We start from the raw sequence: 18,008 nt of genomic DNA, 5'->3' as shown, positions 1-18,008 counted from the left end.
ACACGCTGGAATGGACCCTGCCCTCGCCGCCGCCCGAACACACGTTCGAGCAGCTTCCCAAGCGCGAGGACTGGGATCACAGCCACGCCCATTGATGGGACGGCAGACCGAATATCGGCCCCGGAGCAATCCGGGGCCGTTTTCACTTCTGGCCCCGTGACCATGGTGGAGGGCGCAGATGCCCTATGAATGGCAGACCGATGGCGACATGAGGCGGCTCAGGGCCTGGCCCTTCCGCTCGCTGCCGCGCAGGGGATTCGTCTGGTTCATCGGGGTGACTGCGGTGCTTCTGGCCTTGCCTTTGCTGGCGGTGCTGGGCAGCGCGGTGCTTTGGGCGCTGCTGCCCTTCATGCTCGCGGCCATCGCCGGCATCTGGTGGGCCATCGAGCGCAGCTATCGCAGCGGCACCAGCGAGGAACGGCTGGAATTGACCGCCACGCGCATCAGCCTGATTCGCCGCGATCCCGGACGGCCCGAGCGCAGCTGGAGCGCCAATCCCTACTGGATCCGCGCCGTGATCCGCCCCGGCCCGGTCGAGAAATATCTGGTCCTGCAAGGCGACCACGAATCGGGGCGCGAGATCGAGCTCGGCGCCTTCCTCACCCCCGAGGAGCGCGAATCGCTTGCGACCGAGATCAACAGCGCGCTGTCCGGCCTGCGACGCTCGCACTGACTGGCCGGCACATGCAAAAGGCGGCACCCCGACCGGGGCACCGCCTCAATACGTCGCCATATCTCAAGCCTGCCGCTTACAGCAGCTTTTCCTTGACCATCGCGCCAACCGCGCCGAAATCCATCTGGCCCGAGAAGCGGGTCTTCAGTTCCGCCATGACCCGGCCCATGTCGCGCACCGAGCTTGCGCCCAATGTGGTCACGATCTCGTCGATGGCGGCACGGGTTTCCTCGGCGCTCATCTTGCGGGGCAGGAATTCCTCGATCACGGCGATCTCGGCATTTTCCTTCTCGGCCAGTTCCAGCCGCCCGCCTTCTTCATAGGCGCGGGCCGATTCCTGGCGCTGCTTGACCATCTTGGCAAGAATCGCGACCAGATCGGCATCGCTCATCGGCGTGTTCTCGCCCTCGCAGGTGCGCGCGGCGATCTCGCGGTCCTTGATCGCGGCCGAGATCAGCCGCAGCGTCGACAGGCGCAACCCGTCCTTGGCGCGCATCGCGTCCTTGGTTGCAGTCTGGATTCTGGTCTTCAGGTCCATTTCGTCCCCATTTCCTGGCCGCTCATGGCTCAAGCGCCTTCAAATAGGCGTGGTTTTGCCCCGGTTCAAGCCCAGGCTCGCTTGACCGCGCAGGTCCCCTTCACTAGGTTCCGCGCGATTGCCAGATCAGGAGCCTTCCCATGACCGCGTCCCCCGCGAAGCCGACCGCCTGCCTCGCCCTCGCCGATGGCACGATATTCATGGGACAGGGGTTCGGCGCCACCGGAGAGGTCGTGGCCGAACTGGTCTTCAACACCGCCATGACCGGCTATCAGGAGATCATGACCGATCCCAGCTATGCCAGCCAGATCGTCACCTTCACCTTCCCCCATATCGGCAATACCGGCGTGACCGAACAGGATGACGAGGCCGCCGACCCGGTGGCCAGCGGCATCGTGGTGAAATGGGACCCGACCGAGCCGTCGAACTGGCGCGCGACCTCGGACCTGCAGGACTGGATGCGCCGGCGTGGCCGCATCGGCATGGGTGGCGTCGACAGCCGCCGCCTGACCCGCGCCATCCGCCAGCAGGGCAGCCCGCATGTGGTGCTGGCCCATGACCCGGACGGGAAATTCGATATCGAGGCGATGATCGCCAGGGCCCGCGACTGGAAGGGGCTGGTGGGCCTCGATCTCGCGCGCGAGGTGACGACGCGGCAAAGCTATCACTGGGAAGGCGGGCTCTGGTCATGGCCGGGCGAATTCGCCCCCCAGTCCGAGCCGCAGCCCTTCAAGGTCGTGGCACTGGATTACGGTGCCAAGCGCAATATCCTGCGCTCGCTGGTGTCGGTCGGGGCCGATGTCACGGTCCTGCCGGCCACAGCCACCGCCGAAGACGTGCTGGCCCATGCGCCCGAGGGGGTTTTCCTGTCGAACGGCCCCGGCGACCCCGAGGCGACCGGCGAATATGCCGTGCCGATGATCAAGGCGCTGCTGGAAAGCGACGTGCCGATCTTCGGCATCTGCCTTGGCCACCAGATGCTGGCGCTGGCACTTGGCGCGAAGACGGTGAAGATGGGCCACGGCCATCACGGCGCCAACCATCCGGTGCGCGACATCGACAGCGGCAAGGTCGAGATCACCTCGATGAATCACGGCTTCGCCGTCGATGCCCAGACCCTGCCCGAAGGCGTGCGCGAGACCCATATCAGCCTTTTCGACGGCTCGAATTGCGGGATCGAGATCGCCGGTCGGCCGGTCTTCTCGGTGCAATATCACCCCGAAGCCGCACCCGGCCCGCAGGATTCGGCCTATCTGTTCGAGCGTTTTGCCGATTCGATGCGCGCCCGCCGCAGCGTTTGAGGCCGATTTAACCGATATTTAACGGCTTCATGGCAGACATGGCGAAACCGAGGGGGATTCGCCATGTCTGCCAAGCTTGCCGCACCCGCCGCTTCGATTCCGCTGCGCCATCCTGCTGCATCACATGTCGGTCCACATGCCGCACATGTGCAACCGACGCTGGCGAGGCGCGATCCGCGGCATCTGGGGCAGATTCTTCTGGAACAGGGCGCGGTCCGTCACGGCGATTTGCTGAAGGCCATCGTGATGCGCCAGCGGCAGAACGTGCCGCTCGGCCAGATCCTGCTGTCGCAAGGCTGGGTCACGGAAGCGGCGCTGACCCATGCCCTGACCCGGCAATGGCGCACCTCCGAGATCGACCCCCTCGCCATGCCGCCCGACGCCCGACTGATCGACGAAATCGGTGCCGGTTTCTGCCTGAAACACGCCGTTCTGCCCTGGCGCCGGATCGGCGGGACCACCTTTCTTGCCACCTCGCGACCCGACGCGTTTGCTGCGCTTTCGGCAAAGCTGCCGCCAGGCTACGGACCGGTGCGCATGCTATTTGCCGCCGAAAGCGGTATTCATGCGGCGATCATGGCACGCCGCTCGACCGCGCTGACGCGGCAGGCCGAACAGAGCGTTCCCGGCCATCTGAGTTGCCGCAGTATGAACGGCGGCCGGGTCGCGCGCCTGGCGGCACTGGCAATCATGACGGTTCTGATCGGGCTTGCCCTTGCGCCTGTGGCGCTGATGGGCGCGCTGACCGCCTGGGCCACGCTGACGCTGCTTGCGGGCCTGATCCTCAAGACCTGCGCCTTCGCCGCAATCCTGCGCCAGACGAGCGAGAACGCGAATGAGCGGGCGCTGATCGCGACCGGACTGAAAGGCGCGCCGCAGCTGAAGGGCGGGTTGCCGGTGATCTCGGTCATGGTGCCGCTGTTTCACGAAAGCGACGTTGCCGGCAAGCTGGTCGGGCGGCTGTCGCGACTCGATTATCCGCGCGAACTGACCGATATCCTGCTGGTCACCGAGGCCACCGATCATGTCACGGCGGCGGCGCTGAAAGGCGTCGCGCTGCCGCATTGGATCCGCGTCGTGACCGTGCCGCCCGGCCCGGTGCAGACCAAGCCGCGGGCGCTGAACTATGCGCTGAATTTCTGTCGCGGCGATATCGTCGGCATCTGGGATGCCGAGGACCGGCCCGACCCCGACCAGTTGCACAAGGTCGCGCGCGGCTTTGCTGTCGCTGCGGATGATGTCGCCTGCCTGCAGGGGCGGCTGGACTATTTCAACCCGCGCACCAACTGGCTCGCACGCTGCTTCACCATCGAATATGCCAGCTGGTTCCGCGCCAATCTGCCCGGCATCGCCCGGCTGGGGCTGGTGGTGCCGCTTGGCGGGACCACCCTGTTCTTTCGCCGCGACATCCTGGAACGGATCGGCGGCTGGGATGCCTGGAACGTGACCGAGGATGCCGATCTTGGCGTCCGGCTGGCGCGGCATGGTCTGCGGACCGAATTGATCGACACCACGACGGACGAGGAAGCCAATTGCCGGCTTCTGCCCTGGATCAAGCAGCGCTCGCGCTGGCTGAAAGGCTATGCCGTCACCTGGGGGGTCCATATGCGCGATCCGGTCGCGCTCTGGCGCGATCTCGGCCCGCTGCGGTTCATGGGTTTTCAGGTCCAGTTCCTTGGCACGATTTCTCAGTATCTTCTCGCCCCCGTCCTGTGGAGCTTCTGGCTGCTCAGCCTCGGCCTGCCGCATCTTCTGGGCGGGCCCATGGTCGCAACGCTTGGCGGCAATGCCCTGGCCGCCATCTTCACGCTCTTCGTCGCCTCGGAACTGGTCGGAATGGCGATGAATTTCTGGGCGGTGCGCGGGGCCAAGCATCGTCACCTGCTGCCCTGGGTGCCGTTCATGCATTTCTACTTTCCGCTCGGCTGCCTTGCCGGATGGAAGGCGATCTACGAGATCGTCGCCAAGCCCTTCTATTGGGACAAGACCGTTCACGGGATTTTCGACGAATCGGAAGCGGTGACCGAGGCCGGGGCGAAGGACGATCAGCTTCAGATCCCGGTCATGGGCCGTATCGGCGATTCGCCACGCGCCGCAGGCATCGCCAGCCTCGCCCCGGCACTTGCTGCCGCATCCGGGGCGGCTGATATGGCTGCACCGGTCACGCCGAAAGCCACGGGCGACACCTATGCATCCGCGCTGCCCAATCCCTTCGATCAGGACAGCCAGTTGCGCAGCGCGAGACAGGCCTGACCCGCAGCCACCCGCCCGACTCAACCGGCGGTGGGTCCCGTCGCCACGTCGATGATGGCACCGGCACTTTCGACCACCCCGGACAGCCGTGTGCGAAGCGCGTCGAGATCGGCGCAATCGGTTTCTCGCAGCAGGAATTCCTGACCGCCGGGACCGAGTTCCTCCATGTTCAGTGCAGTCTCGCTCAGCAAGCGACCGGCAACCTGCAGCCGCCACAGGAAGCGCTGCGCCGAAAGCAGGGTCTCGACCCGATCCTTCGGCATCAGCCCGAGACGGCCACCGGCGCGCAACTGCGCCTCGGGGCCACGGGCGGGATCGGCACCGCGCAGGGCAAAGCTCTGGCCCAGCAATTCGATGTCCTGAAGCCGGCCCGGGCCGATCTTGGCCTCCCAGACGCCATCGGGCGATTTGGCCGCGAAAATGCGTTGCCGCATGTCGGCAAGATCGGGCATGACGCGATCATCACCGCCATGCGCCGCCATGACCTCGACCCGCAGGGCCTCGATCTCCTGGGCGAGGGCAGCACCCTCCGCGCCGCAATCGGCCACCACCCGGGCGCGGGTCAGGGCAAGGTGCTCCCATGTCCAGGCCTCGGTCATCTGGTAATTGCGGAATGACTGCACCGAGGTCGCGACCGGCCCCTGCCGGCCCGAGGGGCGCAAGCGCATGTCGACCTCGTATAGCCGCCCGGAGGCAGTCTGCGCCGACAGCGCCGTAATCAGCGACTGGGTCAGCTTCGCATACCAGGCGCGCGGTGCCAGCGGCTTGCGCCCCGTCGATTCCTCGACCCCGTCGGCATCGTAGATCACGATCAGGTCGAGATCCGAGGCCGCGTTCAGGCGCCGCGCCCCAAGCGAGCCCATGCCCATGACCACCGCCCCCCGGCCCGGCGGCGGACCATGCCGCACGGCCAGTTCATCGACGACATGGGGCAGCAGCGCCGCAATCGCCGCATCGGCGATATCGGCATATTCACGCCCCACCTGCGCCGCATCGGACAGGCCGCGCAGGTGATGCACGCCGACGCGGAACTGCCAGTCATGCGCCCAACGCCGCACCTCTTCCAACGCGCGTTCATAGCCGCCGTCGCGCGCCTCCATGCACTGGCGCAGGCGTTGCGACAGATCCTCGCGCAATGCGTCATCGCCCGGCCAAGGTTCGAAGAACGACCCGCCGAGCACGGCATCCAGCACCTCGGGATAGCGACCGAGATAGGCGGCCAGGCCCGGTGCCGTCGCGCAGATATCGACGATCAGATCGACCAGTTGCGGATTGGCCTCGAACAGCGAGAAAAGCTGCACCCCCGCCGGCAGCGCCTGCAGGAAACCGTCGAAGCGCGCCAATGCGGCATCGGAATGGGCGGCACGGCTCAGGCGTCCGAGAAGGTCGGGCTTGATGCGTCGGAAGACCTGCTGCGCCCGGGTCGAACGCAGCGCCGCATAGCTGTCCCAGCGGTCGATGATCGCCCTGGCCTCGTCGGAGAGATCCGGCAAGGGCGCGCTGTCCGAGGGCGCGAAGAAGGCGTCGGTCAGGGTCTCGACACGCTCCAGCCGCTGGCGCAGCCGATCGCTCCAGGCGTCGAGATCGCTTTCGCCCATCATATTGGCGATGTTCAGCAGCCCGTCCTGCTCTTTCGGCAGGTCATGGGTCTGGGCGTCGTTCACCATCTGGATGCGATGTTCGATGTCGCGGTGCTGGCGGTAATGATCGGTCAACTCGCGGGCGATGTCATCGGGAACCCAGCCCTTTACCGCCAAAGCAGCCAGCGCCCCGACCGTGCCGCGTCCGCGCAGGTCGGGGTCGCGGCCGCCGGCGATCAGCTGGCGGGTCTGGGTAAAGAACTCGATCTCGCGGATGCCGCCTTGGCCGAGCTTCATGTTATGGCCCGGAATGGTCAGCCTGCCGCCCAGACCCTTGTGATCGCGGATCCGCAGCCGCATGTCATGGGCGTCCTGAATGGCCGCGAAATCCAGATGCTTGCGCCAGACGAAGGGTCGCAGATCGTCCAGGAAACGCAGGCCTGCGGCGATGTCGCCGGCACAGGGCCTGGCCTTGATATAGGCGGCGCGTTCCCAGGTCCGGCCCTCGGCCTCGTAATAGGCAAGCGCCGCCGAGGCCGAGAGGCAGACCGGCGTCACCGCCGCATCGGGACGCAGGCGCAGATCGGTTCGGAAGACATAGCCGTGTTCGGTATTGTCCGACAGCGTCGCCGCCATCTTGCGGGTTGCCCGGATCAGCGCCGCCCGCGCCTCGTGCTGGTCGCCCGGGTCATAGGCTGCATCGTCGTAAAGCACGATCAGGTCGATGTCCGAGCTGTAATTCAGCTCTCCCGCGCCCATCTTGCCCATGGCCATGGTGAAGATTCCGCCGGCATCGGCATCGGTGTCGGGCAGCTTGCCACGGTCGATCTCGCGGCGCAGATGGGCGCGCAGCGCAAGATCGGTGGCGCGGTCGGCCAGATCGGTCAGCGCGCCGGTGACCTGTTCCAGCCGCCAGGCGCCGCCCAGATCCGCCAGTGCCGCCATCAGCGCGACCCGGCGCTTGGCCTGACGCAGCGCCGGCCCGAGCGCCTCGGCGTCGAGATCGGCGCAGCCTTCCAGCACCCGCGCGACCAGATCGTCGGTCAGTCCTGCCCCGGCCAGCCATTCGGCCTCTTTCTGCATCAGCGACCACAGATAGGGGCTGCACCCGGCTGTCCCCGCGATCAGGTCGGCCATCGGACCGGAAAGACCGGAAAAAAGCGCCCTCGCCTCAGCGGCGCGGGCGGGGTCATGGGCGATGGGCAGGCGGGTGATGCGGTCAGCGAAATCCATGACCCGAGTTAGGGCCTTCATCGCATCGGCGTCAATTGGCGCCGACCCATCGAACCAATATCAATGCTTGGCCTGAGCCGGGACTGTTGCTACCGTATTGCTCAGTAATTCGGCTTACGGGATCGCATGACAGCAGGTCTTGGCAGACAGCACCGCACCGTCGGAACACGCGAACAACTGATACGGGATGGACGATGCGCCATACGCTGACACATGCGCCGCAATTCTATGTCACGGCGCCACAGCCCTGCCCCTATCTGCATGGCCGGGCCGAGCGGAAGCTGTTCACCGCGCTGCATCCCGGCAATGCGCAGGAGCTGAACAACGCCCTGTCGCGGCAGGGCTTCCGCCGGTCGCAGAACGTGCTGTATCGGCCCAGTTGCGAAAGCTGCGTCGCCTGCATGTCGGCCCGCATCCGCGTCGCCGATTTCGTCCCAAGCCGGACTCAGCGCCGGGTCGCGCGCCAGAACGCCGATCTGCAAAGGCTCGCCACCAGTGCCTGGGCGACCGAGGAGCAGTTCGACCTGTTCCGCCGCTATCTGGATCATCGCCATGCCGATGGCGGCATGGCCGATATGGATATCTTCGAATTCGCCGCGATGATCGAGGAATCCGCCGTGCGCACCCGTGTCGTCGAATATCGCGGCCCCGACAGCACCAAAGCCAGCCCGGATACCGAGCCGAGCGATCTGGCCGCCGTCTGCCTGACCGATGTGCTCGATGACGGGCTGTCGCTGGTTTACAGCTTCTTCGATCCTCGGATGAGCGCGCGCAGCCTTGGAACGCATATCATCCTCGACCATATCGAACTCGCCCGGGAAACCGGCCTGCCCTATGTCTATCTGGGCTATTGGGTGCCGGGCAGCCGGAAGATGGACTACAAGTCCCGCTTTTCGGCGCTGGAGATCTACAAGGGCGGGGTCTGGCAGGATCTCGGCAACCCGGCGGATCATTGCGACGAGGCGCATCCCCTGGCGGTCGACCCCATTGTCGAGCAGGTGGCGCGGATCGACCTGCCCTGATCGCGAAATAATATTGCGCAAATTACCTCGCCCGCGTCATTTTTGTCCATTTTAACCATTGACCCTGCCGCGCCCCGCCCATAATTTGCGGCGGCGCGGCAAAGCCGTGCCTTGTTTCCGCTGCGGTCCTGCCACCGCAATCACAAGATGAGGTAGTCCCATGTCCCGAAAGATGACGGGTGCGAGAATGATTGTCGAAGCTCTGCGCGATCAGGGCGTCGACACGGTATTCGGCTATCCGGGCGGGGCGGTACTACCCATTTATGACGAGCTGTTCCAGCAGAACGACATCCAGCATATCCTTGTCCGCCACGAACAGGGGGCGGTTCATATGGCCGAGGGCTATGCCCGCTCGACCGGCAAGCCCGGCGTCGTGCTGGTTACCTCGGGGCCCGGGGCGACGAACGCTGTCACCGGCATGACCGATGCGCTGCTGGATTCGATCCCGCTGGTCGTTCTGTCCGGGCAGGTTCCGACCTTCCTTGTCGGCACCGATGGCTTTCAGGAGGCCGATACCGTCGGCATCACCCGGCCCTGCACCAAGCATAACTGGCTGGTGAAGGATACCGAGAAGCTGGCCGCGACCATCCACCAGGCCTTCAACGTCGCCACCTCGGGCCGTCCCGGGCCGGTGCTGATCGACATCCCGAAGGATGTGCAATTCGCCGAGGCCGAATATGTCGGCCCGAAGCAGGTCGACACCTCGAATTACCAGCCCCGCCGCAAGGGCGACATCGAATCCATCACCCGTCTGGTCGAGTTGATGGAACAGGCCGAACGCCCGATCTTCTATACCGGCGGCGGTGTCATCAATTCCGGCCCCGGCGCCAGCCAGCTTCTGCGCGAACTGGTCGACGCGACCGGCTTCCCGATCACCTCGACGCTGATGGGGCTTGGCGCCTATCCGGCCTCGGGCAAGAACTGGCTGGGGATGCTGGGGATGCACGGCATGTACGAGGCGAACCTCGCCATGCATGGCTGCGACCTGATGATTGCCGTGGGCGCGCGTTTCGACGACCGCATCACCGGGCGGGTGGCCGATTTCAGCCCCGGCTCGGTCAAGGCGCAGATCGATATCGACCCGTCCTCGATCAACAAGATCGTCCATGTCGAACTTCCGATTCAGGGCGATGTCGGCCATGTGCTGGAAGACATGCTGAAGATCTGGAAGTCGCGCGGCCGCAAGACCAATTCGGAGGCGGTCCGCAAGTGGTGGACCCAGATCGAGCAATGGCGCGAGGTGAAATGCCTCGCCTATACGAACTCTGACTCGGTCATCAAGCCGCAGCACGCACTGGAACGGCTTGAGGCGCTGACCAAGGACCGCGACCGCTATATCGCGACCGAGGTCGGCCAGCACCAGATGTGGGCCGCGCAATTCCTGCAATTCGACGAGCCGAACCGCTGGATGACCTCGGGCGGGCTGGGGACCATGGGTTACGGGCTGCCGGCCTCGGTCGGCGTTCAGGTCGCCCATCCCGACGCGCTTGTCATCAATGTCGCGGGCGATGCGTCCTGGCTGATGAACATGCAGGAAATGGGCACGGCGGTGCAGTTCCGCGCCCCGGTCAAGCAGTTCATCCTGAACAACGAACGTCTGGGCATGGTCCGGCAATGGCAGCAATTGCTGCATGGCGAGCGTTACAGCCAGTCCTGGTCGGACAGCCTGCCCGATTTCGTCAAGCTGGCCGAGGCTTTCGGCTGCAAGGGCCGGCAGGTCAGCGACCCGGCGGAACTCGACGATGCGATCCGCGAGATGATCGAATATGACGGGCCGTTCATCCTCGATGTGCTGGTCGAGAAGCACGAGAACTGCTTCCCGATGATCCCCTCGGGCAAGCCGCATAACGAAATGCTTCTGTCCCCAGAGGCAGAGGCATTCAGCGGCGGCGCGGCACTGGTTTAAGGAGCGAGATCATGGTTCTGAACATCAAGCAGGGCTCGACCAGCCATTCCGCCTATGACCTGCGCGACCCGAATGCGCAGATCGAGGAACGCCACACCCTCGCCGTGCTGGTGGAAAACGAGCCCGGCGTGCTGGCGCGGGTGATCGGCCTGTTCTCGGGGCGCGGCTATAACATCGACAGCCTGACCGTGGCCGAAACCGACCACGAGGGCCACCGCTCGCGCATCACCATCGTGACCCGCGGGACGCCCTCGGTGATCGTGCAGATCAAGGCCCAGCTTGGCCGCATCGTGCCGGTCCACGAGGTCCATGACCTGACCACCGACGGCCCGAGCATCGAGCGTGAACTGGGCCTGTTCAAGGTCGTGGGCACCGGCGATCACCGGGTCGAGGCGCTGCGCATCGCAGAAATCTTCCGGGCCAATGTCATCGATTCGACGCTGACCAGCTTCGTCTTCGAGATCAACGGCTCGCCCGAGAAACTGGATGCCTTCGCCGATCTGATGCGCCCGCTCGGGCTCAGCGATCAGGCGCGGACCGGGGTTGCGGCACTGGCGCGGGGCGCCTGAAGCGCAGCGTTTCCGGGGGCCGGTTCCGACCGGCGCCCGATATCCTCAGCATCCGGTCGCGGCTGACAAAGGCGGCCCTGCATCGAGGTCCTGATCTTCCGTTTCTGGCGCAGGCAGCGCATCGTTTCGATGCACGATCTGCAGGTGAGAACCCGGTCGGTTGGTCTTTCCCAATAGAGCATCGGGCAGTTGCGGACAGACCCTCGGCGCAATCAGGCTGACTGCGCGGGCGTGACGCAGGCTGCCTATGATTTCACATTCGAGTTGCAGAAGATCGCCCGGCACCGGCCAATCGGCATCGTCAAGCAGGCTGTCACATCCGCGCAGATAGGCCAGCGGACCCTGGTCCTCGCACCAGATCACCGCCTTTCGGGTCGCTTCACTGCTCCAGATAACGACGCCAATCATGCCTGTCTCCTATGGATGACATCGCGCATTGCGGTTCACCCGTTTCGCTTTTGCACCTAACTCGTTCAATACAGATCGGGACGCGGGCGGCCTGCGCAACTTCACCGCCAAATTTACGCTGCGTAATCTTACCTGGAACGACACTGCTCGCCAAAGGCAAGGATGCCGGCAACCTCGGCCCGGTCACGACAGCGCAAGCACAACTCCGGTTAATACCCGGAATTTAGGGCATCCACATCCCATACTTTCGGATGGGATTCAGCAAATTTGACATAGGGTAACCGGCAGCCGTTCGTTCAGCGCGTCCGTCCGGCCCGAACATCGGCAACGGCGCGCCGGACCTGGGCCATGCGCGAGGCGGTCGAGGGGTGCGAACCCAACACCCGATTCCCCGGATCCGGCATGCGGCGGAAGAACTCGGCGCCATTGACCGGATCATAGCCGGCATTCAACGTGATGATCGCCCCCATGTAATCGGCCTGAAGCTCCCAGTCTTTCGAATAGACCCGCGAACCAACCGTCGCACCGACGCGCTGGATGCTGCTGATCGTCGAGGAATCGGCCCCAGCCGCCGCTGCCAGCCCGCCCAGGATCACCGCCCCTGCCGTCGCCGAGTTTGCCTTGCGGTCGAGGTGGTTCAGGATGTGGTGGCTGGCCTCGTGCCCGACGACGAAGGCCAGTTCATCGGCATTCTGCGCCGCCGCAATCAGCGATACGGTAAAGCCGATGATCGGCCGACCGGAATCGTCCAGCGTCTGGAAGGCATTCGGTTCCATCTCCAGCCGGTCATCGACGACGAACTGGTAATCGCAATTGATATTGGCGGTGCGCCGGGCGACGCATTCGCGCTCTACCGCAGGCTCCATCTTGCTGATCACGCTGATGAAGTTGCGCGCGGCCTGCCGCGGTGATTGCGGTGTCACCTGAACAGGCGCCGCAACGGCAACTTCGGGCGTCTGCTGGCGCGGCGCCGGGGCATTCGGCGTCTCGGCCGGAATTGGGGCGCAGGCCGACAGGGCAGCCGCGCCAATGACGCTCAGCAGGGCAAGGCGAAGGGTCGTCACGCGCATGATCACTTTCCACAGATGTCCGACGCGCAGAATAGAGAAGCCCCCCTTGCGAGGCAAACCCGTTCCGTCCACCCTGCCGGGGAAACTGCGACATAATCGACACAAGACCGCGAAGCGAGGCAGGCCCATATGTTCACCATCGAGCACGACTTCGACGCCACCGTCATTACCCTGATCGACGAACCCGAAACCGCGCCCCTGCAAGGCGACGTGATCATCACCGCCTTCGACGACCGCGTGGTGCTGCGCCAGGACGAGCCCGATACCGACCGTTACAGCGAGATCACCTTGAGCATGCGCCAGGTGGACGAGTTGCGCGCGGCGCTTAACTTGCCCGAGGGCGGCTATCGTCTGGATCGACGCTAGGGATCGACGCGGAACTGCTTGTCGCGCGAGGTCTCGCCGCGCAGCAGTTCCAGCCGCGACGGCGCCAGACCAAGCGCCTTGGCCAGCAGTTTCCCCACCGCCGCATTGGCGCGCCCGCCTTCCGGCACGGTGGTGACGAAGACGCGGATCTGCCCGTCCTCATGCACGATCCGGTTGGCCGAGGCCTTGGGCGTCACCCGCACCTCAATAATGGCGCCGGGCCGGGCAAGATGGCTGAGATCTGGCAGTTTCGCTTTCATCCCCCGTTCATTTGCGCAGGAACCTTCCGCGTCAACCCTTGGCGTCGGTCGCAGGCCTGATTAGATGAACCGACAAAGGAGAGGCCGATGACCGACAAACAAGCCGCCGTGCTGGATTTCCTGAGCCAGCGCCGTTCCTATCCCCCCGCATTGCTGGGGGCGCCCGGCCCCTCGGCCGATGAGCTGACGGAGCTGCTGACCATGGCCGCGCGCGTCCCTGACCATGGCAAGCTGGAGCCGTGGCGCTTCATCGTGCTGCGCGGCGCGGCACTGGATCGGATCGCACCGCTGGTGGCGGAAGCATCGCTTGCCTCCGGCAATCCGCCCGAAAAGGCCGAAAAGCACGGCAATGCCTTCCGCGTGCCGGTTGTCGTGGCCGTGGTCTCGGCCCCGGTTGAAGGTGCCGCCATCCCCGAATGGGAACAGTTTCTCTCGGCTGGCGCAGTCTGCCTCGGTCTGGTGAATGCGGCCCTTGCCAGCGGCTTCGGTGCCAGCTGGCTGACCGGCGTGGCCACGGGCGATGCCTTCGCGCGGACCAATCTGGGCCTGACCGGCAAGGAACGCATCGCCGGCTTCATCCATATCGGCACCCGCGGAGAGGCCCGCCCGCCCGAGCGTCCGCGCCCCGACATCGCTGCCCGGACCACCGTCCTCGCATGATCTGGGCCCGCGCCCTCGCCCTTGGCTGGGGAGATCTGCTGCGTCCGCGCATCCTCGGGCTGGTGCTGCGTGGGATCGGGCTGACCGTCGGGCTGTTCGTGGCGCTTCAGGTCATTCTGTTCTGGGTGCTGCGCAACTTCGCCTCGGGCACGCTGAGCCTGCCGATGCTGGGCGAGGTGCCGGTCGGTTCCCTGCTGGGCTGGGGCAGCCTGCTGGTCCTGCCGGTGCTGGGCTTCTTCCTGATGGCCCCGGTCGCCGCCGCCTTCGCCGGCCTTTATGCCGAACGCGTCGCCTCGGAGGTCGAGGCGATCCACTATCCCCATCGACGCGGGGCCGAGCCCGATTTCTGGGACGGTCTGTGGGAATCGCTGGCGGTCATGGCGGCGGTCCTGCTGGTCGGGCTGGTGACGCTGATCGCCTCGCCCTTCCTCGGTCCGCTGGCGCCGGTGCTGTTCTATGGCGCCAATGGCTGGCTGCTGGGGCGCGAGTTCTTCCAGATGGCCGCGCGCCGGCATCTGGGCGATACCGAGGCCGCCACGCTCAGGCGCCGCAAGGCCGGCACCGTCACCCTGCTGGGCATCGCCATCGCCTTCGCCCTGACGGTGCCCTTCCTGAACATCGCCGTGCCGGTGCTGGCGGCAGCGGCCTTCACGCATCTGTTCCAGATGATCAGCGGATCAGCCGATCCCAGCCCATCACATCCTCTCGGGTGATCATCCCGCTGAGGATGACATAGGCGCAACCCGCCCAGAGCACCGCCGCAATCGCCGTGGCCCAGAGCATCTTGCGCCCGATCCGGGGCCGATGCGGCGCGCCCGAGGGCGTGCCCGGCACGACCTCGCCCGCCTCTTCCTGGCTGACCTCGCCAATGGGCAGAAGCACGAAAAGGGTCAGGAACCACAGGACCGCGTAAAGCACGATGCCGCCGGTAAGATTCATGAAACATGCTCCTGCGCAGGTCATATGCGGCCCCGCAATCACTGAACGCGAGGGCCCGCCCCCGGGGTTCTAGGGTGTCCGGGTCTGGAATCCAAGGCATGGCTGGAAGGCATTAAGAAAGCCTTAGCTATTGGTGACCTAACCTCGACAGATCAGGTGATTCCACGAGGGGATGGACGAATGCAGACAGAATCACGCCACTCCGCCGCCGGTTCAGCAATCTGGAAAGCCCAGCTTCCCGGTCGGCCACTATCCGGGCTGACCGTTCTGGTGGTTGAAGACTCGCGCTTCGCGTCCGAGGCAATTCGCCTTCTATGCTTGAGATCGGGCGCCCGGATCCGACGGGCCGATTGCATACTCGCGGCAAAGCGCCACTTGCAGACCTACCGCCCGACGGTCGTTCTGGTCGATATGGGCCTGCCCGATGGCAGCGGTGCCGACCTGATCCGCCGGATCACGACCCATGGTGAGCACGCGCCGTTGGTCCTGGGCATCTCGGGCAATCCCGACCTGCGTGATGACGCCCTCGCGGCCGGGGCTGTCGGCTTCATCGCCAAGCCGATCAACAGCCTTGCCGTCTTTCAGCAGATCATTCTGTCGGCGCTGCCGACGGGGGCGCCGATGCCCGGCCCGCGACCGGTGCCCAATGAGGTGGTGACCCCCGATATCAGCGCCCTGCATGACGATCTGGCCCATGCCGCCCAGATCCTGTCCATCGCAGCCAACGGTGACGCCATCGACTATATCGCCCATTTCCTGACCGGCGTCGCCAGATCAGCCCAGGACGCGCCGTTGGCCGCAGCCGCAACCGCCTTGGCCCAGGATCACGAGGCAGGGCGCGCGGTCGCCAGGAACCTCTCGCGGATCGGCGACATGGTTCATCAAAGGCTGGCGACGGTCGGACATGCCTGACCCCGGCCATTTCCCAGCCCGTGGTGGCCTGCTCCTCCACCACGGGCTGCCGGAAAATTCACGACCTCTCCCCGGCTGTCGGCGTCGTGTTTGGGTTCTGCGGACCGCCTGGCCACGCGGTCCGTCAGTTGGCAGCGATCTCGGCCCCGATCAGCAGCAATACGGGTTCGGTCAGCGAGGACAGGCTTTGCCGCTGCCTTCCCTCCGCATCGAAATTGCCGGGATCGAGCCAGTCGGCATAGGCCGGCGCCAATCGGCACCAATCCGAATCGGTCATGCCGTACCAGGCGGTATCGCGATTTCGCCCCTTCAGGATCATGTGGTTCCGAAACACCCCCTCAAAGGCGAAACCATACCGACGGGCGGCCCGCCGGGAGGGGGCATTGAGCGCGTTGCACTTCCACTCGATCCGGCGATAGCCCGCCGCGAAGGCCCAGCCGACCATGCGCATCAGCGCCTCCGAGGCCGCACGGCTGCGCTGCCAGGCCGTCGAGATCATCACATTGCCGATTTCCAGCACACCATTCGCCGCATCGATCCGCATGAAGCTGGCATAGCCCCAGGCCGCACCGCTGACAGGATCGACAAAGGCGTAAAACACGGCCTCCGACCCTATCGCCTGCGCCATCCAGCCATGCAGATCTTCAGCCGAGCGGAATGGACCGTTGCTCATGTAGTCCCACAGCGAATCGTCATCCTTGACGGCCTCGAACACGGCGGCGGCGTGACGCGCCGGGTCCAGGCGCTCAAGCCGCACCGAATCGCCGTCGATCACCTCCGGCCCGGGCCGAGGCGGTGCCTGCCAGCCCGCCAGCAGGGGGCCAAGCAGTCGTTCTGAAATCAGCTTATCCATGACAAAAGTCTATCCCGGCCAACGGTCGCCACAAGCGGTTTCAACGCCTGTTCGGAGGTGATCGTTCTGCTGTGCATATGCGGCACATCTGCCGAATGCCACGTGTCAATTAGGTGCCACTTTTCGTTACGCGTTCCCGTCTCGTTCTGCACCAAATGCCGGAACCTGCACGGGCAGCTTCGCAAGACTCTTTATGTATTGCGTTTTTTTCCGGGGTTTCGTAGAGGCGTCCTTGGGACACCTCTCCCCAACGAGAGGCTTTTGCCTGAAAGGGTAACTTATGGCGAATACGCTTCCGGCTGCGCGTCCGGCAAATCCGCGCTTCTCTTCTGGCCCCTGCGCCAAGATTCCCGGTTTCGATCTGAACATGCTGGCGGACGCCCCCCTGGGCCGGTCGCACCGTGCCGCCATCGGCAAGGAAAAGCTGGCGGGTGCCATCGAGACCACCCGTGACATTCTGGGCGTTCCGGCGGATTACCGCATCGGCATCGTTCCTGCCTCGGATACCGGCGCGGTCGAGATGGCGATGTGGTCGCTTCTGGGCGAGCGCCCGGTCGAGATGCTGGCCTGGGAAAGCTTCGGCTCGGGCTGGGTTACCGATGTCGTCAAGCAGCTGAAGCTGGACGCGAAGGTCCAGACCGCCGATTACGGCAAGATCGCCGATTTCGCCGCCGTCGATTTCGACCGCGACGTGGTCTTCACCTGGAACGGCACCACCTCGGGCGTGCGGGTTCCCAATGGCGACGTGATCCCGGCGGATCGTGGCGGGCTGACCATCTGCGACGCGACCTCGGCCGCTTTCGCGATGGACCTTCCCTGGGACAAGCTGGATGTGGTCACCTTCTCCTGGCAGAAGGTGCTGGGCGGCGAAGGCGGGCATGGCGTGCTGATCCTCAGCCCCCGTGCCGTTGCGCGGCTGGAAAGCTATACCCCGGCCTGGCCCATGCCGAAGATCTTCCGCATGACCAAGGGCGGCAAGCTGATCGAGGGCATCTTCAAGGGCGAGACGATCAACACGCCCTCGATGCTCTGTGTCGAGGATTATCTGGTGGCGCTGGAATGGGCGAAATCGGTCGGCGGGCTGCAAGGCCTGATCGGGCGCGCCAATGCCAATGCCAAAGCCGTCTGGGATTTCTGCGCTGACCGCCCCTGGATCGAGAATCTGGCCGAGGATCCGGCGACGGCCTCGACCACCAGCGTCTGCGTGAAGTTCACCGATCCGCGCATCAAGGACGGGGCTGCCTTCGCCAAGGCGGTTGCGAAACGGCTGGAGAAGGAAGGCGTCGGGCTCGACCTTGGCGCTTACCGCGACGCGCCGGCAGGCCTGCGGATCTGGTGCGGCTCGACCGTCGAGACCGCCGATGTTGAGGCGCTGCTGCCCTGGATCGAATGGGCATTCGAGGCCGAGATCGCCGCGCAGGCGTGAACGCTGGCCGGGGGCGCTGCCCCCCGGACCCCCCGAGGT

18 protein-coding genes are annotated in these 18,008 nt (G+C 65.2%); 11 read left to right on the top strand and 7 right to left on the bottom strand.

Features of this window, described 5'->3' with window-relative positions:
- Positions 1-178: 178 nt before the first annotated feature.
- Complete coding sequence (locus Q0330_RS12850) at positions 179-673, top strand: DUF2244 domain-containing protein (RefSeq protein ID WP_299479828.1); 495 nt, start codon at positions 179-181, stop codon at positions 671-673.
- A gap of 76 nt (positions 674-749) precedes the next feature.
- Here the strand turns inward: Q0330_RS12850 and Q0330_RS12845 are convergent, their stop codons facing one another.
- Complete coding sequence (locus Q0330_RS12845) at positions 750-1,211, bottom strand: GatB/YqeY domain-containing protein (RefSeq protein ID WP_299479825.1); 462 nt, start codon at positions 1,209-1,211, stop codon at positions 750-752.
- Between the two features lie 140 nt (positions 1,212-1,351).
- Here Q0330_RS12845 and carA point away from each other — a divergent pair, with 140 nt between their 5' ends.
- Together carA and Q0330_RS12835 are read left to right on the top strand one after the other, a co-directional pair.
- Positions 1,352-2,512 (top strand): glutamine-hydrolyzing carbamoyl-phosphate synthase small subunit, encoded by a 1,161-nt coding sequence (gene carA / locus Q0330_RS12840; RefSeq protein ID WP_299479822.1) that lies wholly within the window; start codon positions 1,352-1,354, stop codon positions 2,510-2,512.
- A gap of 63 nt (positions 2,513-2,575) precedes the next feature.
- Positions 2,576-4,765: a glycosyltransferase gene (locus Q0330_RS12835; RefSeq protein ID WP_299479819.1), complete on the top strand. Its 2,190-nt coding sequence runs from the start codon at positions 2,576-2,578 to the stop codon at positions 4,763-4,765.
- A gap of 20 nt (positions 4,766-4,785) precedes the next feature.
- Here Q0330_RS12835 and Q0330_RS12830 read toward each other — a convergent pair whose 3' ends face one another.
- Entirely contained in the window at positions 4,786-7,578 is a 2,793-nt protein-coding gene (locus Q0330_RS12830; protein ID WP_299479816.1) for a glutamine-synthetase adenylyltransferase, read from the bottom strand.
- A gap of 194 nt (positions 7,579-7,772) precedes the next feature.
- Between Q0330_RS12830 and Q0330_RS12825 the strand changes: the two genes are divergently transcribed.
- The 3 genes from Q0330_RS12825 to ilvN all read left to right on the top strand — a co-directional run bounded on the left by Q0330_RS12825 (position 7,773) and on the right by ilvN (position 11,075).
- Positions 7,773-8,600, top strand: coding sequence for an arginyltransferase (locus tag Q0330_RS12825; protein ID WP_299479813.1), 828 nt, complete (start codon positions 7,773-7,775; stop codon positions 8,598-8,600).
- Between the two features lie 160 nt (positions 8,601-8,760).
- On the top strand, positions 8,761-10,506 hold the full coding sequence (locus tag Q0330_RS12820) for an acetolactate synthase 3 large subunit (RefSeq protein WP_299479810.1): 1,746 nt from the start codon (positions 8,761-8,763) through the stop codon (positions 10,504-10,506).
- A gap of 8 nt (positions 10,507-10,514) precedes the next feature.
- Positions 10,515-11,075, top strand: a complete 561-nt coding sequence (gene ilvN, locus Q0330_RS12815; RefSeq protein ID WP_299479835.1) for an acetolactate synthase small subunit — start codon at positions 10,515-10,517, stop codon at positions 11,073-11,075.
- Between the two features lie 45 nt (positions 11,076-11,120).
- Here the strand turns inward: ilvN and Q0330_RS12810 are convergent, their stop codons facing one another.
- Entirely contained in the window at positions 11,121-11,483 is a 363-nt protein-coding gene (locus tag Q0330_RS12810) for a hypothetical protein (RefSeq protein ID WP_299479807.1), read from the bottom strand.
- Between the two features lie 296 nt (positions 11,484-11,779).
- Positions 11,780-12,553, bottom strand: coding sequence for a M48 family metalloprotease (locus Q0330_RS12805; protein WP_299479804.1), 774 nt, complete (start codon positions 12,551-12,553; stop codon positions 11,780-11,782).
- 129 nt (positions 12,554-12,682) lie between these two features.
- On the opposite strand from Q0330_RS12805, the gene Q0330_RS12800 reads away from it, so the two are divergent.
- Positions 12,683-12,919: a hypothetical protein gene (locus Q0330_RS12800; RefSeq protein WP_299479801.1), complete on the top strand. Its 237-nt coding sequence runs from the start codon at positions 12,683-12,685 to the stop codon at positions 12,917-12,919.
- On the opposite strand, the gene Q0330_RS12795 is transcribed toward Q0330_RS12800, so the two are convergent.
- Positions 12,916-13,179, bottom strand: coding sequence for a DUF167 domain-containing protein (locus tag Q0330_RS12795; RefSeq protein WP_299479797.1), 264 nt, complete (start codon positions 13,177-13,179; stop codon positions 12,916-12,918). The two genes, Q0330_RS12800 and Q0330_RS12795, sit on opposite strands and share 4 nt — an antisense overlap.
- A gap of 87 nt (positions 13,180-13,266) precedes the next feature.
- Between Q0330_RS12795 and Q0330_RS12790 the strand changes: the two genes are divergently transcribed.
- Both Q0330_RS12790 and Q0330_RS12785 read left to right on the top strand, forming a co-directional pair.
- On the top strand, positions 13,267-13,839 hold the full coding sequence (locus Q0330_RS12790) for a nitroreductase (protein ID WP_299479794.1): 573 nt from the start codon (positions 13,267-13,269) through the stop codon (positions 13,837-13,839).
- The gene (locus Q0330_RS12785) at positions 13,836-14,552 is read left to right on the top strand and encodes an EI24 domain-containing protein (RefSeq protein WP_299479791.1); all 717 of its coding nucleotides are present in this window, start codon (positions 13,836-13,838) and stop codon (positions 14,550-14,552) included. Before Q0330_RS12790 ends, Q0330_RS12785 begins: the two co-directional genes overlap by 4 nt.
- On the opposite strand, the gene Q0330_RS12780 is transcribed toward Q0330_RS12785, so the two are convergent.
- Positions 14,509-14,778 (bottom strand): DUF1467 family protein, encoded by a 270-nt coding sequence (locus Q0330_RS12780; RefSeq protein ID WP_299479788.1) that lies wholly within the window; start codon positions 14,776-14,778, stop codon positions 14,509-14,511. The two genes, Q0330_RS12785 and Q0330_RS12780, sit on opposite strands and share 44 nt — an antisense overlap.
- Before the next feature lie 270 nt (positions 14,779-15,048).
- Between Q0330_RS12780 and Q0330_RS12775 the strand changes: the two genes are divergently transcribed.
- The gene (locus tag Q0330_RS12775) at positions 15,049-15,690 is read left to right on the top strand and encodes a response regulator (protein WP_366518333.1); all 642 of its coding nucleotides are present in this window, start codon (positions 15,049-15,051) and stop codon (positions 15,688-15,690) included.
- 124 nt (positions 15,691-15,814) lie between these two features.
- Here the strand turns inward: Q0330_RS12775 and Q0330_RS12770 are convergent, their stop codons facing one another.
- Positions 15,815-16,543, bottom strand: coding sequence for a GNAT family protein (locus Q0330_RS12770; RefSeq protein ID WP_299479781.1), 729 nt, complete (start codon positions 16,541-16,543; stop codon positions 15,815-15,817).
- A gap of 280 nt (positions 16,544-16,823) precedes the next feature.
- Here Q0330_RS12770 and Q0330_RS12765 point away from each other — a divergent pair, with 280 nt between their 5' ends.
- Entirely contained in the window at positions 16,824-17,969 is a 1,146-nt protein-coding gene (locus tag Q0330_RS12765) for a phosphoserine transaminase (protein ID WP_299479778.1), read from the top strand.
- Positions 17,970-18,008 lie beyond the last annotated feature (39 nt).

Origin of the sequence: uncultured Paracoccus sp., from assembly GCF_937873615.1 — a bacterium.
Lineage (GTDB): Bacteria > Pseudomonadota > Alphaproteobacteria > Rhodobacterales > Rhodobacteraceae > Paracoccus.
Note: the sequence above shows the minus strand (reverse complement) of the source record. Positions and strands in the feature narration are given on the sequence as shown.

Excerpts from the sequence above, each read along its gene's own strand:
- Q0330_RS12850 (WP_299479828.1), top strand. The coding sequence starts at position 179 with ATGCCCTATGAATGGCAGACCGATGGCGACATGAGGCGGCTCAGGGCC.
- Q0330_RS12845 (WP_299479825.1), bottom strand. The coding sequence starts at position 1,211 with ATGGACCTGAAGACCAGAATCCAGACTGCAACCAAGGACGCGATGCGC.
- carA (WP_299479822.1), top strand. The coding sequence starts at position 1,352 with ATGACCGCGTCCCCCGCGAAGCCGACCGCCTGCCTCGCCCTCGCCGAT.
- Q0330_RS12835 (WP_299479819.1), top strand. The coding sequence starts at position 2,576 with ATGTCTGCCAAGCTTGCCGCACCCGCCGCTTCGATTCCGCTGCGCCAT.
- Q0330_RS12830 (WP_299479816.1), bottom strand. The coding sequence starts at position 7,578 with ATGGATTTCGCTGACCGCATCACCCGCCTGCCCATCGCCCATGACCCC.
- Q0330_RS12825 (WP_299479813.1), top strand. The coding sequence starts at position 7,773 with ATGCGCCATACGCTGACACATGCGCCGCAATTCTATGTCACGGCGCCA.
- Q0330_RS12820 (WP_299479810.1), top strand. The coding sequence starts at position 8,761 with ATGTCCCGAAAGATGACGGGTGCGAGAATGATTGTCGAAGCTCTGCGC.
- Q0330_RS12810 (WP_299479807.1), bottom strand. The coding sequence starts at position 11,483 with ATGATTGGCGTCGTTATCTGGAGCAGTGAAGCGACCCGAAAGGCGGTG.
- Q0330_RS12805 (WP_299479804.1), bottom strand. The coding sequence starts at position 12,553 with ATGCGCGTGACGACCCTTCGCCTTGCCCTGCTGAGCGTCATTGGCGCG.
- Q0330_RS12800 (WP_299479801.1), top strand. The coding sequence starts at position 12,683 with ATGTTCACCATCGAGCACGACTTCGACGCCACCGTCATTACCCTGATC.
- Q0330_RS12795 (WP_299479797.1), bottom strand. The coding sequence starts at position 13,179 with ATGAAAGCGAAACTGCCAGATCTCAGCCATCTTGCCCGGCCCGGCGCC.
- Q0330_RS12790 (WP_299479794.1), top strand. The coding sequence starts at position 13,267 with ATGACCGACAAACAAGCCGCCGTGCTGGATTTCCTGAGCCAGCGCCGT.
- Q0330_RS12785 (WP_299479791.1), top strand. The coding sequence starts at position 13,836 with ATGATCTGGGCCCGCGCCCTCGCCCTTGGCTGGGGAGATCTGCTGCGT.
- Q0330_RS12780 (WP_299479788.1), bottom strand. The coding sequence starts at position 14,778 with ATGAATCTTACCGGCGGCATCGTGCTTTACGCGGTCCTGTGGTTCCTG.
- Q0330_RS12770 (WP_299479781.1), bottom strand. The coding sequence starts at position 16,543 with ATGGATAAGCTGATTTCAGAACGACTGCTTGGCCCCCTGCTGGCGGGC.
- Q0330_RS12765 (WP_299479778.1), top strand. The coding sequence starts at position 16,824 with ATGGCGAATACGCTTCCGGCTGCGCGTCCGGCAAATCCGCGCTTCTCT.